This window comes from Sporanaerobium hydrogeniformans (genome assembly GCF_002735925.1).
GTDB lineage: Bacteria > Bacillota > Clostridia > Lachnospirales > Cellulosilyticaceae > Sporanaerobium > Sporanaerobium hydrogeniformans.
Genome location: NZ_PEDL01000014.1, coordinates 80,923 through 97,685, shown reverse-complemented (window position 1 = coordinate 97,685; position 16,763 = coordinate 80,923). Strand labels below are relative to the sequence as shown.

Sequence of the window (16,763 nt, the reverse complement as noted above, 5' to 3'; positions counted from 1 at the left end):
CTAGCAAGTAAGGGAGCTCTTCGCAAGCTTCCTCCACAGGATGGATGTAAAATCTTAGAGAAGTCCTATAGGCTGCTTTTAGGGACGTTATCACAAGTGCCTTTCTTGTGATAGGTAGGACCGTTAGCCTATTGGACTGAACTTAGATTTTACCCATCCGAGGACCGAGAAGCTGGTGAAGAGCTCCCTTACTTGCGGTCCCTGAAAACACCCCCTATCTCTTTCCTTTTAGTAGTCTAATGTGTAAAACACCCCAACAAACTGAAATTTATCAAATTAAAAACTAAGTATGTATTCGTCATATATTACTTCCAACTTAGCTCATAGTTAGCATCCGTATTAGAGTATTTTATAACAAGATAGTATATTTCCTTTTGATTAACGATAATGCTACCTTGCTTCGTTTCATTATCTAGCGTCAAGACACTCTTTTTATTTGAATCAAGAAAACCATTTCTATACAAGAGATAAATCAAAATAGCTATTAACAGTAAAAAAATATTTTCCAAGTCATCTAAAGTTCCCTACAGCTTTCTCTGATAATTAGTTCTGTAGGAATAAGAATTTTTTTACTTATTTTTCGCTCCGTACGTAAACGCTCCAACAGGGTTTCCACTGCTGTCTCTCCCATAAAATCAGTGTGCACTTTTATAGTTGTCAAAGACGGCGTTAAATAGCGAGACATATAGATATCATCAAAGCCAATAAGACTGATATCTTTACCTACTTCTAGTCCTTTATCTGTAACTGCCTTATAGGCCCCAATAGCCATTGGGTCACTTGCTACAAAAAAGGCTGTTGGATATTCCTTGCTTTCTAAAGCTTCTTTTAAAAGCTTATAGCCTGATTCTGGTGTAAAGTTTTCTTTTAAAATAAATTCTGGCCTATAAATTCCTTTTTGAGTAGTAAAGTGGACAAAAACCTCTTCTCTCCTATCTTGTATCAGTTCTTTTTTCTCCCCTACATATTCACACCCTCCAATATAGCCTAAACGGCGATGACCTAGGGCATATAAATACTCAAGCGCTTTCCATACACCTAGTTTATAATCCGCCATTACACTATCATAAGCTAGTTCATCTGGACATGAGTCTACAAAAACAATATAAGTCGCAAGCTTTTCAAAAAGAGCTGCCTGCTCTTTTCCAAACTTCCCTATAGCAATAAGTCCATCTAACCTGTCTACGCTATAGCCCATTTCCTTATAGCGCATAAATTTAAAGCCTACCCCTTCTTTTTCACAGCATTTTTCAATGGTTAATCGGATAGAAAGAAAATAAGGATCTCTTATTTCTTCTTCTTGACTATACCAATGTATGATACCTATATTAAACTTTCTTGCTTTATTTTTGCGCCTATTGACTGCTACATACTGAAGTTCTTCTGCAACCTCTAAAATACGTTTTTTGGTCTCTTGTGTGATATTAAGGGTTTCATCAAAATTAAGCACTCTTGAAACAGTTGCAATGGATACCCCTGCTTTAGCCGCTACCTCCTTGATTGTCGCCATGTTATCTCCTTCTCTCTTTTAGTAAAAGTTTTACTTCTCTTTTTTGTATTTAACTCCCTAAAAATCGTTCTTTTCTATCATTATATTAGGAATAAAATAAATTATCAACTTTTACTTTTTTACTAAAAATATTGATTTTTTTTACTAGTATTATATACTAGGGGTATATCTAGTTATTATAGGGAGGTTCTTATGGAATTAAGTTGTTTACAAAATGAGTTTCAAACTGTTTTTAACACATCCTCAGAAGCTACTTTTTTTGCTCCAGGCCGTATCAACCTTATAGGAGAGCATATTGATTATAATGGCGGCCTTGTTTTCCCTTGTGCCATTACTTTGGGAACTTATGGACTTGTTAGTAAGCGCTCTGACAAGCTTTTTAGAGTCTATTCCTCTAACTTTAAAGAGCTTAGCATTTTAGAGTTTTCACTGGATGATTTAAGTTATGCTGCCAAACATAACTGGTGTAACTATCTCAAAGGCGTTTTACTCTACTTAAAGGAAGCTGGGCATGTTATTGAAACAGGTCTTAACCTATTAGTCTTCGGCAACATTCCCAATGGTGCTGGTCTTTCTTCCTCTGCTTCTTTAGAGATGCTCATGTGCAAGATCTGTGCCGACATTTATAACCTATCACTTTCTCCTGTAGAAGCGGCTCTCTTGGGCAAACAAGTAGAAAATCAATACATAGGTGTAAATAGTGGTATTATGGACCAGTTTGCTATTGCTCTTGGCAAAGCAGATTCTGCTCTTTTACTTAATTGCAATACTCAAGAATATAATTATATTCCCTTTAAACTAAAGGGCTATAGCATCCTTATTATGAATACTAACAAACGTCGTGAATTAGCTGACTCCAAATACAACGAACGCCGCAGTGAATGTGATACTGCCTTAGCCATACTTCAAAAATTTTTCCCTATCCATACTTTATGTGATTTAAGTGAAAGTCAATTAGAAGAAGCTGAAACACTACTTAACAATCCATTACTTTTCAAACGTGTTCGTCATGTGGTAACAGAAAACATGCGTGTTATAAAAGCTACAAAAGCTCTAGAAAAGGGAGATCTTATTACCTTTGGAAAACTTTTAAACGATTCCCATCGCTCCCTTAAAGAAGACTATAAAGTAACAGGCAAAGAGCTTGATACTTTAGCAGAAAATGCTAGAACCATAGAAGGTGTATTAGGTGCACGTATGACGGGTGCTGGCTTTGGTGGGTGCTCTTTGGCTATCGTGGAAAATACTAAGATTCAAGATTTCATTAGTAAACTATCTATTATCTATAAAGAAGAAATAGGATATGCTGCGGACTTCTACGTTGCTTCTATCGGAAATGGTCCTATTCAACTTATCCAATCATAAAGGAGGTTTTTTAATATGAAAATACTTGTAGTAGGTGGTGCAGGATACATTGGATCCCACGCTGTAAAGCAACTTTTAGAAAATCAAATGGAAGTCGTTATCATAGACAATTTAGAGACAGGGCACATAGAAAGTGTGCCAAAAGATGTTCCCTTTTACCAAGTAGACATTCGCAATAAAGAGGCACTTAACGAAGTATTTAAAAAAGAACAAATAGATGGCGTTATTCACTTTGCAGCAAACTCTTTAGTGGGTGAATCCATGACTAAGCCTCTTAAATACTACAACAACAATGTAGGTGGAGCAGAAACCTTATTAGAAGTTCTTATAGAAAATGGCGTAAAATATATTGTCTTCTCTTCTACAGCTGCTACTTATGGAGATGTTAAGACCATGCCTATCAGTGAAGAAACTCTTACTTGCCCTACCAACACTTATGGCGAAACCAAATTGGCTATCGAAAAAATGCTTAAATGGACTCATCAGGCTCATGATCTTCACTATGTTTGCCTACGTTACTTTAACGTAGCTGGTGCTGATGAAAGCGGAATGATTGGTGAAGCTCATACTACTGAAACCCACCTCATTCCTCTTATCCTTCAGGTACCTCTTGGTCAAAGAGAGCACATCACTGTTTTTGGTCAAGACTATGAAACCTCAGATGGCACATGTATAAGAGATTATATCCATGTTACAGACCTTGTAGATGCTCATATTTTAGCCCTTGATTATCTGATGAAGGGTGGGGAAAGTGATATCTTCAATCTCGGTAGCAATAGTGGCTATTCTGTACTTGAAATGATCGAGGCTGCAAGAGAAGTAACCGGTCACCCTATTCCTCTTGTTGTAGGTCCTAGACGCTCAGGCGATCCCGCCCTGTTAATTGCTTCTTCTGAAAAGGCTAAAAAAATATTAGGTTGGACCCCTAAACGCACAGATATTAAAGAAATGATTGCCTCTGCTTGGAAATGGCATAGAACTCACCCTAGAGGTTATAAGGAGGATTAACATGACCCATTTATTTGCACATATCAATAAGCTCATTGCACTCTCTATCCAAAATGAGCTTATTACTCCACGTGATACAATTTATGTTCGTAATCGTCTTCTAGCTCTATTTAATGAAGAAGAATACGAAGAAACAGAACTTGCTTCTGGTGATCTTTATGAAACCTTAGAGCATTTAGCAACTCTAGCTGTCCAAAAAGGCCTTATCGAAGATAGTCTTTATGCCAAGGACATTTTTACGAGTACTCTCATGGACACTTTTTTACCACTTCCTTCTCTTATAGAGGAGAAATTCTTTAAAGCGTACGAAAAGTCACCTCAAGCTGCTACAAATTATTTTTATAAGCTGAGCCAAGCTGCTAATTACATTAAAATGAGTCGTATTGCTAAAAATGTATTTTTTAAAGCCAATTCTCCCTATGGTGCTATTGACATTACTATTAACCTCTCTAAACCAGAAAAAGACCCTAAAGAAATCGCTAGACTTAAAACAGCACCACCTAATAAATATCCCTCTTGTCTCTTATGCATTGAAAATGAAGGATATGCAGGAACAATTAAGCTACCTGATAGAGCCAATCATCGTACTATAGGACTTACTATTAATAAGCGTAATTGGAGACTTCAGTATTCACCTTATCTTTACTACAATGAACACTGCATCCTACTTTCTGAAACACATGAACCTATGAAACTTAGCAAGGATAGTTTCTATAATCTTTTAGGTTTCGTTAAACAATTTCCTCACTACTTCATCGGTTCTAATGCAGATTTACCTATCGTAGGTGGTTCTATACTCGCCCATGAACATTATCAAGGTGGGTGTTACAAATTCCCTATTCACCATGCAACCACCTTATGGGAATTTCAAATGAAAGGCTTCCCAGATGTAACTTGTAAGGTTCTAAATTGGCCACTTTCTACCATTGAATTAAGTAGCCCCCATTTAGAGGCTGTCGCTGAAGCAACAGATGCTATTTACCAAAAGTGGATGTATTACTCTGATGAAGAAGCGGATATTTTATCTCATACTGAGGACGTACGACATAATACGATTACCCCTATTGCCGAACAGTGCGATGGCAATTATGTCATGAAGGTCGTCCTTCGCAATAACCGTACCAGCCCAGAACACCCTCTTGGCATCTTCCACCCACATAGCGATGTGCAACATATCAAAAAGGAAAATATCGGCCTTATAGAAGTGATGGGACTTGCCATATTGCCAGGTAGACTTCTAGAAGAGCTTGAAGTGATTAAAAACGAATTAAAAGGTGAAGCAGTAACAGTGGCTGATCATCATCTTACTTGGGTAGAGGAACTTAAAAAGACCTATTCTTCAAATGAAGACTTAGACCTTTTTATGCAAAATGCTCTTGGTGCTAAGTTTAGTCGGGTCCTAGAAGATGCAGGTGTCTTTAAGCTCACTGAAGTTGGGCTTATTCACTTTAAGCATTTTATAGAAACGTTATAACTCTCAGATAAATGATAAAGAGGCAGTATAGATATGCTATACGGCCTCTTTATCATTTTTGTATTTACCTACTTTTATTATCCTCTTAAACTACTTCTTATGGCGAAGTGCATCTCCTGCACCCATCGTCCCTGAACTCATAGTACTTTTAAACCCATTTCCGGCATTTTTAGCATCTTCCATATGCCCCATACGACTTTGTAGTTCTGCTTCACGTTTATTGTCTTTTTTCATTATGGCCTCCTTTAAAGCTTGTCTACTTTATTTTCCCCAAAATACAAGCCTCTATACTTTTACATCAAGGGGGGATTTGATGTTTCTAGGTATAGAGGCTTATTTTATAAGTAATATTTAATAATTAGTTGCTCTTACTTCAAAGTAAGCTTGTGGATGGGCACATACTGGGCAAACTTCAGGTGCTTTTTTACCTTTATGAATATGACCACAATTACTACAAATCCACTCTACTACTTCTTCTTTCTCAAAAACTTGACTCTCTTCAATATTCTTTAAAAGCTTGAGATAACGTTCTTCGTGTTCTTTTTCAATCTTAGCTACCTCTTCAAATAAAATGGCAATATCCTCAAAGCCTTCTTCTCTTGCTTCTTTAGCAAAGCGTGCATACATATTAGTCCATTCATCATTTTCCCCTGCCGCTGCTGCTTTAAGATTCTCCATTGTATTTCCTATACCATCATGAAGGAGTTTATACCAAATCTTCGCATGTTCCTTTTCATTATTTGCTGTTTGCTCAAATAAAGCTGCGATTTGAGTGTAGCCTTCTTTTTTAGCCTTAGACGCAAAGTATGTATACTTGTTTCTAGCTTGAGATTCACCCGCAAAGGCCTCCATTAAATTTCTTTCTGTATTTGTTCCTTTTAATTCCACACAAACCACTCCTTTTATTAAGTATTTAAGGATAATTATTATCACTTAATAAAATATTATCATAATAGTTTGTTAATTACAACCACTTTTCCCTCTAAATCTTTTATCCTCTTAGTTGGAATTTATCCACTAACTCAGCAAGTGCTTGTGCTTGCGCAGATAACTCTTCACTTGTAGCTGAACTTTCTTGAGCTGTAGCAGAATTGCCTTGAACGACTCCTGAAATTTGTTCAATACCGCCTTTTATCTCTTGCATAGCTGCAGCTTGATTTTTAGATAATCTTTGTGTTTCTTCTGCAAGTCCTACAGCACCTTGAATCCCTAACATTACCTCTCCCATAACTCCCTCTGTCTTCTTTGTGATCAGGCTACCGCTTTGTACTTCCTTTAAAGAATTCTCAATCAAGGTTCTGGTTGTATTCACTGCTTCCGCACTTTGATTAGCCAGTTTACGAATTTCTTCTGCTACTACAGAAAAACCTCTTCCTGCTTCTCCTGCCCTAGCTGCTTCTATAGCTGCATTAAGTGATAAAAGATTAGTTTGAGTAGCTATGTTCTCAATAGCAGTAATAATGGTACTTATCTCTTCTGAACTCTCATTTATCTTAGTCATTGCATTTGTCAATAAAGTCATCTGTTCACTGCTATCCTTCGCCTTAGCTCCTAACTCCTTCATCCCTTCACTAGTTTGCTCAGAATACATAAGATTTGCTTCTACTGTATCTGTTATATTTTCAATAGTAGCCAGTAATTCTTCAATAGCTCCTGCTTGCTCTGTGGCACCTTCAGCAAGTGAATTGGCACTCTCTGCCATTTGCATAGACGCCATAGAAACTTGCTTGGAAGACTCATTGATTTCATATAAAGTACTACTTAACTGATTTACAATATCATTTAAAGCCCTATAAATAGGTTCATAACCACCTACATAACCCTCTGCATTACGAGAACGTATATCAAAATTCCCCTTTGCCATCTCTTCTAGGAGATAAGTTAAATCCTCAATAATATCCTTTATAGTATGTACTGTAACTAAAAAGGCCTTTGACATCTGACCTATTTCATTCTCTGAAGTATCGTTAAGTCTTATATCAAAATCTCCCTTAGCTAGCTGATTAGCTGCCCCTACAATATTATCCATAGGTTGTAGTAATTTACTTACTGTTTTATTTATTAAAAATAGGGCAATTAGTAAAGATAAAATACCTTCTACTATCATCCAAATCAAGATAATTTTAACCTCTTTATTCATATCCTTTTCAGATAATGCGGTCTGTGACCACCATATTTCAGACCCTGCACGAATTGGCTCATAAAAACGCACATATCTTTTACCATCCGTATCATGTGTTTCTTCAATAAAAGATGAACCTTCTTGGAAATGCTCTGTAATATTTTCATACCCTTTAGTGTCTTTAAGAAATTCTTTTAAATTATGCCCTATATCCTGTACTTTTTCTGTATCAAAAATGATAAGTCCACTATCATCTAAAATAGTGCAGTGCATACTTGGATAAGCTTCATCTTTCACATCTAGTTGAGTAAAATTGGTAAGTGCAATGTCTGCTACAACTACGCCTTGAAATACATTATCATATATAATCGGGTAGGCTGCTGATATCATCCTTACACCATTAAAATCGTAGGGCTCTGTAAATATAGGTTGCTGCTTTTCTTTTACTTCTGCATAATAAACTGCTGCAGAGTACTCCGCATAATTCCCCAAGATAGTAGGTACCTCTAAATGCTCTCTATCTATATAAAGAGAATAGTCCTCTACATTGGCATCGTAGGCATAAGGCTCAAAGGCAATACCACCTCCTACAATATTTTCATTATTTCTAATAATGGCGCCTAAAGTATCAATGATATATTTTTCTATCTCAAAATTATTTACGGTAAGAGGTTTATTAACTGCTTTACTCAAATAAGTTGCATCCTTATCCTTTGCCCCTCTATTTAAACTTGTTTTATGCTCTTTTTCAATAAGATTCAAAATATCTTTCGCTACAGAATCTGCTGCATCAAATATGCCTTGTACTTTTATAGCATTAGCTTGGGATATCATTTTAAATTCTGAATGTATTGACTTTTTCATACCAAAACCTACTCGAACAGCAATAATCACCATCAGCACAAAAAAGGTAACCACTAAAATAAGTGATACAACAAGTTCAATGTGCCTTGCTAATTTCATATTTTGCAAACGCTCGCTTAAAGGAGCCTTTTTTTTTTCTTTGCAATTCCTCGCTACCTACCCTATTCATATACCTATTTTCTCCTTATCCTCTTATTATGTTTTTACTAGATACTTTAAATTTGTATAAACATTTATAGCATCCTCATAATAATTAAGGATGCTATAGTCTTTAAAATTATTAGAATAGTTTATCACGTTTTTCTCAAAATGACTAGAGTTATGCTCAAAATTACTGTTTATTTGACGAAAAATGTAATATTAAACAAGATATTTGCTTAGAAGCATCTTGAATTCATTCTCATTATCCTGTAAATAGTCTAAAAACTTCAATTGTCTTTGTTCTAATAACTCGGCTAATTCATATAAAAACTCAGGGATTTCTTTTGCACATAAATCACCATAATTTTCACCAAGGACTGTTATTTCTTTCCCCAATCTACCTCCTACAAAAATCTCGAATACTTCTTCTATTGTCTCTCCTACCTTCTTTTTCTTTCCTACAAAGCCTATATTGCTTACTTGATGCCTACCACAAGAATTGATACATCCTGAAACATGTAAACTTGGAAGCCACTTGGAAGCCATTCCTCTGTCCTTAAAATAAGTTAGAATTTCACTAAGAAGCTTTTGACTTTGTGCAATCCCCATTTGGCAAACAGGTACACCGATACAACTCACACTTCTCTCTAAATCCGTTACTTGCCCTATTCCCTCTATTAACTTTAATAACCCTTCTGCCTCTGGTCCTGTTAGATTTTGAACATATAGACTCTCATTCATAGTTAGACGAAGCTGTAAATCCTCGTACTTACTAAGATGCTCTATAAGTTCCTCTAACATTTTAGTAGAAAGCTGACCATTTTGTGGGTGAATCACTACTGTATAAAGCCCTTCTTGCTTTTGAGCAATCAAACGATTGTCTTCTAAATCTAAAGTAATACCTTTTTTAGTAAGTAGGGCTGGATGGGTTAGCTCAATAGGCAAATGTAAGTCTTTTTCTTTTTTAACTTGCTCTACATGTTCTTTATAACAGGCTAGAAAGGCTTCTTCACCCATCCTCCTAGGGATATAACGTGTACGTGCTTTAGCTTTATTTTCATAATCCCCTTCTGCCATAAACAAGTTAAGCATACCTTCTACATGATAGAGAACATCCGTAGGCTCTATATATTCATCTAAAAGAATACCTTTAGCTGGGTCTTTACCTAAGCCTCCAGCTAAATAAACTCTAAAATAAGGTTTGCCGTCTTTAATAGTCGCCATGAAGCCTTGATCTGTAGCTGTACTACATGCATGATCTTTATCACTATTTGAAAAGGCTACTTTAAATTTACGTGGAAGTTTATAGGTAATCATACGTTCCATAAAATATTTATTAACAATAAGTGCGTAAGGAGTTACATCAAATGCCTCACCCTTTTCTACACCAGATAAAGGTGAGAGGGCTACATTACGAGGGAAGTTTCCTCCTCCTCCTCTTGTATAAATAGCACTTTCTAATGCTTCTTCCATAATATCACACACATCATCTGCTGAAAGTCCATGAAGCTGGATAGCTTCTCTAGTGGTTAAGTGCACTTTTTCACACTTATATTTCTTTGCTAAGCTTAAGACATTTTGAAGCTGCTCTAAGGTAACTGTTCCTGATGTCATCTTGAGACGAATCATCATATGCTGTCCATCCCGCTCTGCATATACCCCCATACCTCCAGACTGCCCTTTAAATTCCACTTTGGCTATTTCTTTATTTACAAATTGATGAGCTAATGCTCTAAATTCAGGAATCTCCTGTTTTAAAATTTCTTTTAAATCTGCCATAACTGTCTCCTCTTTCAATTCATGTTCTTTCTAGTTTTTCTTATACAGTTTTTGTTACTTTGTTCTTTCTCATACCTTCAACTTAAAAAAGTTAAATTTTTACAAAATTTACAATAATTCAGAACAATTAACAAACCCTCTTTCATATTATATAATATTATTTTACTAGCGAAAGGAATTTTTTTATGAACAAACTCGCCTCTCTAGCACTTTTATCACTGACAGCTTCTAAGCGCCATCATTCTTACGTTCGTACTCCTAGTACTTCTCATATAATCAATCCACGTACTGACCTTCAGGATTTAGCACCTTGTCCTACTTGCAACAACGGCCCTACCAATGCTTATACCTCTCAGACTCCTCTTAATGAAGCGAGTACTCCTCCACCCACTCTTCAAAGTACCAATGTAGTTGTATCAACTAATCCTTATGGATCCATTAACTATGTTGGGGCAGGTGGTGAAACACCTTACATCATTTATACAAGACCTCTCTATCTAGAAGGTTCCTCCAGTTATGCTGGTCCTAAATTTTCAACAGATGCCATACTCTCTACCCCTACACTTGGTAACAAAGATGCCCAAGGGCATTTTATACTTCCTCCACTAAATTACGATTACAGTGCTTTAGAACCTTTTATCGATACTGAAACTATGAAAATACACTATACTAAGCACCATCAAAAATATATCTCTGACCTAAATAATGCCTTAGTGGGCTATCCTGAATTGAATGCTTATACCCTAGAAGAGCTTTTAACTTCCAGTGATACACTCCCTGCCCAGATACGTTCTACTGTTACTGATACTGCTGGTGGTAACTACAACCATAGCTTCTTTTGGAAAAATTTATCCCCTAAATCTAAGCAATTACCTCAATCCAACCTAAGATGTGCCATTAACCGAGACTTTGGAAGTATAATGGATTGGCGCTTCTTGTTTAAGCAAGTTGCTCTTAGTGTCTTTGGTTCTGGTTGGGTTTGGCTTGTTACAGATGCCAATGGCAAACTTCTTATTGTGGCAACAGCTAACCAAAATACGCCCCTTCCTCTCGGCTTAAAACCACTTATCGTCCTTGACCTTTGGGAACATGCCTATTACCTTAAACATCAAAATCAACGTGGTAACTATATTGATAACTGGTTTAATGTAGTGAACTGGGAAAAAGCAAGTGAACTTTATGATGAAGCCCTTTCTAGGGAAATTTCTCAATAAAACACGAATAAACAAGGGATGCTCTATCACTTCTCTCACCGAAGTTATGAGTCATCCCTTCTTTATCGTCTTACCTCTATGCACCCTCCTTTATATTCTATATGAAGGGGTCCTTTACCTAATTCTACTTCAAAATTTGCAAAACTCGAATATAAATCTACGTTACGTAAAACATGTATTGTTACCCACCTACTGTTTGGTGTTGTGCGAACAAGAATAGCACGGGATTTTGGAAATTGAATACGTGATAAGTACGGTAAGTCTAATTCCAAATGAATAGGATAATTATCCGTTTCTATGAAATAATCTATATCTTCCTCCCTTTTGATACAGCGATATTCAAGGGTCGTCTCTATAAATGTTGAATTTAACATATGATTACACCTTTTCCTTAATAAAATTCTTGATTCTTTTTATTTTATTATACACTATCTTATTTTATTTTTCAGTCTCTTTTCAGTTTGTTTTCACTTAGTTATCACATAATGTGTTTATCTTATAACTATAAATCATAATCATTCTAGGAGGTAATCATTATGTTTGATAATAAAGACCCTTTTGACAAATACATCCCATTTAACCCTATTGAGGAAAATGCACCTTTAGAAATGAACAGTGCCTACACTTCCTCAGAAGATGACAGCTCTTACATTGATCACTCAAAAGAATTGAAGGAACCTGAGATCATTATCACTCATTCTTCTTCTAAAAAACACAGCATAAAAAAACCTATTGCTCTCATGCTTTCTATGCTTACCCTTACAGCCTTTGGCTTTGGAGGTGGCTATGCAGTCGGACAGTTTGCAAATCCTCATTCTACCTTAAATACTACTCCCTCTGTCTCCTCCTCTCAAAATGATACGGTTGTACAAACAGCTTCTCGAACGAGTGGTAAGGCCTTATCCGTTACCGAGATTGCCAACCTTAACGGAAACTCTGTTGTAGAAATCACAACCGAAGTCATGGTAACAGGTAGACGTCTTGAACAATATATCTCACAAGGTGCAGGAAGTGGCGTTATTATTACCAATGATGGCTATATCATGACTAATAACCATGTTATAAGTGGCTCTAATAAAATAAATGTTCGTCTTAAAAATGGTGAAACCTATGAAGCAAAGCTTATTGGTACTGACCCTACAACTGACATTGCAGTTATTAAAATAGAAGCAAAAAATCTTGTTCCTGTTACCTTTGGTAACTCTGATAAACTAGCAGTTGGAGAGCTTGCTGTTGCTATAGGTAACCCTCTTGGCGAACTCGGTGGCACCGTAACAGATGGAATTATCAGTGCTCTTGATCGTGAAATTACTATCGATGGTGAAACCATGAATCTCCTTCAAACAAATGCTGCTATCAACCCTGGTAATTCAGGTGGTGGCCTATTCAATGATGGTGGAGAACTCATTGGTCTTGTCGTTGCTAAATCTTCTGGTTCAGATATCGAAGGTCTTGGCTTTGCAATCCCTTCTAACGATGTAAAAACTGTTGTTGACGAACTTATCGCTCATGGTTATGTAACTGGTCGTCCTGCCCTTGGTGTTTCTCTCTTAGATATAACTACTGCTCAAGAGGCTATGATGTATCGTGTTAACCAAACAGGTGTCTATGTTGCTCAAGTAAGTTTAGATTCTGCTGCTGATAAGGCAGGCTTTAAAGTAGGTGACTGTATCTTAAGTGTTAATGACACCCAAATTACTAGTACTACTGAACTCAAAAAAGCAATCCTTGAACACAAGGTAGGTGACAAACTAAAGGTTAAAATCTTAAGAGATAGAGAAGAAATGACCTTAGAACCTGTACTTAAAGAATCTAATCCTTCTAATTAATTCCCTTCATTGCCATCCCCTTTTAAATATATTACCTCTCTTTATTTAAGGAAGCCCTAAAAGTTTACGCTTTATAGGACTTCCTTATTTGTTCTTTAATATGAAATTTTTCTCACCCTTCAATCACATAGTTATCACATACTTACTTTATACTAAACCTATGGAATCTTGTATAAATATGCTAAAATAAAGCAAATGATAAAGAGGTGATAAAAAATGTTTAACCTTTTAATAGTAGATGATGAAAGCATGATTCGAGAACTTATAAAAAAGTATGCTCTATTTGAAGGTCATACAGTAAAGGAAGCTTCAAATGGGATGGAAGCCATTGAAATGTGCAAAAAAGAAACCTTTGATCTCATTATTTTAGATGTCATGATGCCTGAGCTAGATGGCTTTTCTACTTGTAAAGAAATACGTAAATTGAGCACCACCCCCGTATTAATGTTATCTGCTCGTGGGGAAGAATACGATAAAATCCATGGTTTCGAAATAGGAGTGGATGATTATGTCGTTAAACCTTTTTCGCCCAAGGAACTTATGATGCGCGTTCATGCCATTATCAAAAGAAGCACACAAACTTCCCCTACTGCCATTAAAAATGAAGTGAGCTTTGGTGACCTTAAAATCGACTTTGATGCACGTCTTGTAACCATTAATGGCAAGATTGTAGACTTAACCCCAAAAGAATATGATTTACTCTTTTATATGGCTAAAAACAGAGGTATTGCCCTTACTCGGGAAAGTCTTATTACCAACGTATGGGGCTATGATTACTACGGTGATGATCGCACCTTAGATACACACATCAAATTACTTCGCAAAAGCCTAGGTAAGCACGCAGAACGCATCGTGACCTTGAGGGGAGTGGGATATCGCTTTGAAACACACTAAATGGGGAATTAAATGGCAGCTTTTTAGTTATCTATCTCTCTTTGTAGCTCTACTCCTTATTATTCTATGGCTGTTTCAAGTGGTTTTTTTAGAAAGCTTTTATAAGCGCATTAAGCTTAAAGAAATTGAAAATGCAGGTACACGCGTAGCCAAAAATATTAATAACTCTCATTTAGAAAGTATACTAGAAACAATCGCAGATGAGAAAGATTTAGCCTTCCTTATCACCGATGAAACCGGCTATATCGTTCACTCTATTAATAATTCAGCTGACTCTATTTTTAGCCATATGACTGCCGAGGATTATCTTCGCTTTATCCAAAATGCTTTAAGAAAAGGCGGGGAAGATATACGCAAGATAGACTATAAACTTATCGAAAGTGGTAGCCCACAAATAAAAAATTATAGTCGTACTATGCCTAAACCTCAAAAGCGCCAGCTAGAAAGTGTCCTTTATACAAAAGTTATTCAAAAAACAAATACCTCTGCCAATGTAGTGATGATTAATGCCACTATTTCACCCGTAGATGCTACAGTATACACCCTGCGGACTCAGCTTATTTACGTTACAGTCATACTTCTTTTTATGGCTTTTTTGTTAGCTTGGTTTATTTCTAAGAAAATTGCTAAACCTATTATTAGAATTAATAATTCAGCTAAAGAACTTGCCAAAGGGAACTATACCTCGTATTTTGAAGGCGGAAGCTATAAAGAAATTTCTGAATTAGCTGAAACACTCAACTATGCCAATGAAGAACTTTCTAAAACAGAGCATTTTAGACAAGAATTACTTGCTAATGTTTCTCATGACTTACGCACACCGCTTACACTCATTACAGGTTATGCCGAGGTTATGCGTGATTTGCCTGGTGAAAATACACCTGAAAATACCCAAGTTATCATTGATGAAGGAAAGCGCCTTACCGAATTAGTTAATGATATGTTAGACCTCTCTAAGCTCCAAGCAAAAACGCAAGTCTTGCAGCCTACTACCTTTAACCTTACAGCTTCCATTCATGATATCTTAAGCCGCTATACCCGTCTTAGAGAACAGGAAGGTTACATCTTTCATTTCTCTTATAAGCAAGATGTATGGGTCAGTGCAGATGCACTTAGGCTCTCTCAAGTACTTTATAACCTTATTAATAATGCCATTAACTATACGGGTGAGGATAAAACAGTATCTGTTAATCAGATCATTAAAGCTGAAGCAGTACGTATCGAAATCATTGATACGGGTATAGGTATTGCAAAAGAAAATCTTCCGTACATTTGGGATAGGTACTATAAAGTAGACAAAACACATAAACGTGCTTTTGTAGGAACAGGCTTAGGATTATCGATTGTTCGCTCTATACTTGAAAGCCACCACGCACTTTATGGTGTCATAAGTGAAGAGGGTAAAGGAAGTACCTTTTGGTTTGAACTTCCTATTGTGAAAAACTTATAGCACTTTCACGTATTCATCACATTTATCTGCTATAATAATAAAAGTCTTTTGCTATATCTCATGTTACAAAGGGCTTAAATTCAAAAGAAAGTTGGACGTATAATGAAAATCTTCAAAAAAATAGTAGCCATTGGTCTACTTACACTTCTCACATTAAGTACTGTAGCTTGTAATGGAAAAGAAAACGTTTCTTCAACTCCTTCTACTACTACTCCTACTACTACTATTGCCAAAGTTGGCAAGGTTGAAATCCCTAGGGAACGCTATGATGAACAATTAGCTTATCTTGATTCCATGATGCAGTGGCAATTTGGAGCTGATTACTCTAGTAACCAGGAAGCACTTGCTTATTATGAACAGCAAAAGCAAGAGATTGTTGACTTCCTTGTAGATGCTGAACTACTTCTTCAAAAGGCAGAAGCACTTAAATTAGAGGTTTCAGAGGAAGATATAAACGCAGAACTTGAAAGCACCAAAGCAGGTTTCGACTCAGAAGAGGCTTTTAATGATGCTCTAAAAAGTAAAAATCTTACTTTAGAAGCTTTAAAAGAAAACATTAAAAAAGATCTTCTTATTTCTAAAATGGTAGAACAGCAAACCGCTGATGTAACAGTAACAGATGATGAAATCCAAGCTTACTACAATGAAAATAAAGGCTCCTTTACTACTTCTCCAGGCGCTCAAATGGCCCATGTTCTTCTTGAAACAGAAGAAGCTGCTAAGGAAGCTAAAGCTGCCTATGACAATGGTAGTTCTACTTTTGAAGAGCTCGCTGCTAAACATAACACAGATAGTACAAAAGATACAGGTGGAGCTCTTGGCTTTGTTGCCTATGACGCCCCTAACTATGACCCTGATTTTTTAGCAGGTGCTAAAAAACTTAAAGAGGGTGAAGTTTCTGAACCTGTCAAAAGTGCTTTTGGCTGGCATCTTATCAAAGTAACAGATATTCAATCCGAAGCTGTTACTCAACCACTTGAAGAAGTAAAAGCAAGTATTCAAAACTCTCTTGAATCTCAAAAGGCTGCAGATAAATTAGATGCCTATCTTGAGTCTCTCCGTACTGAAATTCCAGTAGAAATCTATAAGGAAGCACTTAAATAATATAACGAA

14 protein-coding genes are annotated in these 16,763 nt (G+C 36.3%); 8 read left to right on the top strand and 6 right to left on the bottom strand.

The genetic code is table 11. The features are described 5' to 3' along the window. Positions 1-514 precede the first annotated feature (514 nt). Positions 515-1,510, bottom strand: coding sequence for a LacI family DNA-binding transcriptional regulator (locus tag CS063_RS12525; protein WP_099450045.1), 996 nt, complete (start codon positions 1,508-1,510; stop codon positions 515-517). 192 nt (positions 1,511-1,702) lie between these two features. Here CS063_RS12525 and CS063_RS12520 point away from each other — a divergent pair, with 192 nt between their 5' ends. From CS063_RS12520 to CS063_RS12510, 3 genes are read left to right on the top strand one after another with little or no spacing between them, the layout of a single operon-like run. After that, entirely contained in the window at positions 1,703-2,875 is a 1,173-nt protein-coding gene (locus CS063_RS12520; protein ID WP_099450044.1) for a galactokinase, read from the top strand. Positions 2,876-2,890: 15 nt separating this feature from the next. Further along, complete coding sequence (gene galE, locus CS063_RS12515) at positions 2,891-3,883, top strand: UDP-glucose 4-epimerase GalE (RefSeq protein ID WP_099450043.1); 993 nt, start codon at positions 2,891-2,893, stop codon at positions 3,881-3,883. 1 nt (position 3,884) lies between these two features. Next, positions 3,885-5,357 (top strand): UDP-glucose--hexose-1-phosphate uridylyltransferase, encoded by a 1,473-nt coding sequence (locus CS063_RS12510; RefSeq protein WP_099450042.1) that lies wholly within the window; start codon positions 3,885-3,887, stop codon positions 5,355-5,357. Between the two features lie 90 nt (positions 5,358-5,447). Here CS063_RS12510 and CS063_RS17670 read toward each other — a convergent pair whose 3' ends face one another. The 4 genes from CS063_RS17670 to CS063_RS12495 form a co-directional block, all read right to left on the bottom strand. Then, the gene (locus tag CS063_RS17670) at positions 5,448-5,591 is read right to left on the bottom strand and encodes a hypothetical protein (protein ID WP_180270786.1); all 144 of its coding nucleotides are present in this window, start codon (positions 5,589-5,591) and stop codon (positions 5,448-5,450) included. A 117-nt stretch (positions 5,592-5,708) separates the two neighbouring features. Then, on the bottom strand, positions 5,709-6,245 hold the full coding sequence (gene rbr, locus CS063_RS12505) for a rubrerythrin (protein ID WP_308415504.1): 537 nt from the start codon (positions 6,243-6,245) through the stop codon (positions 5,709-5,711). A 103-nt stretch (positions 6,246-6,348) separates the two neighbouring features. After that, on the bottom strand, positions 6,349-8,442 hold the full coding sequence (locus tag CS063_RS12500; protein WP_099450041.1) for a methyl-accepting chemotaxis protein: 2,094 nt from the start codon (positions 8,440-8,442) through the stop codon (positions 6,349-6,351). A 261-nt stretch (positions 8,443-8,703) separates the two neighbouring features. After that, the gene (locus tag CS063_RS12495) at positions 8,704-10,263 is read right to left on the bottom strand and encodes a nitrite/sulfite reductase (RefSeq protein WP_099450040.1); all 1,560 of its coding nucleotides are present in this window, start codon (positions 10,261-10,263) and stop codon (positions 8,704-8,706) included. 185 nt (positions 10,264-10,448) lie between these two features. Here CS063_RS12495 and CS063_RS12490 point away from each other — a divergent pair, with 185 nt between their 5' ends. Then, complete coding sequence (locus CS063_RS12490) at positions 10,449-11,477, top strand: superoxide dismutase (protein ID WP_099450039.1); 1,029 nt, start codon at positions 10,449-10,451, stop codon at positions 11,475-11,477. Positions 11,478-11,539: 62 nt separating this feature from the next. Here the strand turns inward: CS063_RS12490 and CS063_RS12485 are convergent, their stop codons facing one another. Continuing rightward, positions 11,540-11,851: a hypothetical protein gene (locus tag CS063_RS12485; RefSeq protein WP_099450038.1), complete on the bottom strand. Its 312-nt coding sequence runs from the start codon at positions 11,849-11,851 to the stop codon at positions 11,540-11,542. Positions 11,852-12,013: 162 nt separating this feature from the next. Between CS063_RS12485 and CS063_RS12480 the strand changes: the two genes are divergently transcribed. The 4 genes from CS063_RS12480 to CS063_RS12465 all read left to right on the top strand — a co-directional run bounded on the left by CS063_RS12480 (position 12,014) and on the right by CS063_RS12465 (position 16,754). Then, positions 12,014-13,306, top strand: a complete 1,293-nt coding sequence (locus CS063_RS12480; protein ID WP_308415503.1) for a S1C family serine protease — start codon at positions 12,014-12,016, stop codon at positions 13,304-13,306. Between the two features lie 216 nt (positions 13,307-13,522). Continuing rightward, positions 13,523-14,200, top strand: a complete 678-nt coding sequence (locus CS063_RS12475; RefSeq protein ID WP_099450037.1) for a response regulator transcription factor — start codon at positions 13,523-13,525, stop codon at positions 14,198-14,200. Further along, complete coding sequence (locus CS063_RS12470) at positions 14,187-15,650, top strand: sensor histidine kinase (protein ID WP_099450036.1); 1,464 nt, start codon at positions 14,187-14,189, stop codon at positions 15,648-15,650. Before CS063_RS12475 ends, CS063_RS12470 begins: the two co-directional genes overlap by 14 nt. 102 nt (positions 15,651-15,752) lie before the next feature. Then, positions 15,753-16,754: a peptidyl-prolyl cis-trans isomerase gene (locus tag CS063_RS12465; protein ID WP_099450035.1), complete on the top strand. Its 1,002-nt coding sequence runs from the start codon at positions 15,753-15,755 to the stop codon at positions 16,752-16,754. Positions 16,755-16,763 lie beyond the last annotated feature (9 nt).

Coding starts and splice junctions, on each gene's coding strand:
- CS063_RS12525 (WP_099450045.1), bottom strand. CDS start 1,510: ATGGCGACAATCAAGGAGGTAGCGGCTAAAGCAGGGGTATCCATTGCA.
- CS063_RS12520 (WP_099450044.1), top strand. CDS start 1,703: ATGGAATTAAGTTGTTTACAAAATGAGTTTCAAACTGTTTTTAACACA.
- galE (WP_099450043.1), top strand. CDS start 2,891: ATGAAAATACTTGTAGTAGGTGGTGCAGGATACATTGGATCCCACGCT.
- CS063_RS12510 (WP_099450042.1), top strand. CDS start 3,885: ATGACCCATTTATTTGCACATATCAATAAGCTCATTGCACTCTCTATC.
- CS063_RS17670 (WP_180270786.1), bottom strand. CDS start 5,591: ATGAAAAAAGACAATAAACGTGAAGCAGAACTACAAAGTCGTATGGGG.
- CS063_RS12500 (WP_099450041.1), bottom strand. CDS start 8,442: ATGAAATTAGCAAGGCACATTGAACTTGTTGTATCACTTATTTTAGTG.
- CS063_RS12495 (WP_099450040.1), bottom strand. CDS start 10,263: ATGGCAGATTTAAAAGAAATTTTAAAACAGGAGATTCCTGAATTTAGA.
- CS063_RS12490 (WP_099450039.1), top strand. CDS start 10,449: ATGAACAAACTCGCCTCTCTAGCACTTTTATCACTGACAGCTTCTAAG.
- CS063_RS12485 (WP_099450038.1), bottom strand. CDS start 11,851: ATGTTAAATTCAACATTTATAGAGACGACCCTTGAATATCGCTGTATC.
- CS063_RS12480 (WP_308415503.1), top strand. CDS start 12,014: ATGTTTGATAATAAAGACCCTTTTGACAAATACATCCCATTTAACCCT.
- CS063_RS12475 (WP_099450037.1), top strand. CDS start 13,523: ATGTTTAACCTTTTAATAGTAGATGATGAAAGCATGATTCGAGAACTT.
- CS063_RS12465 (WP_099450035.1), top strand. CDS start 15,753: ATGAAAATCTTCAAAAAAATAGTAGCCATTGGTCTACTTACACTTCTC.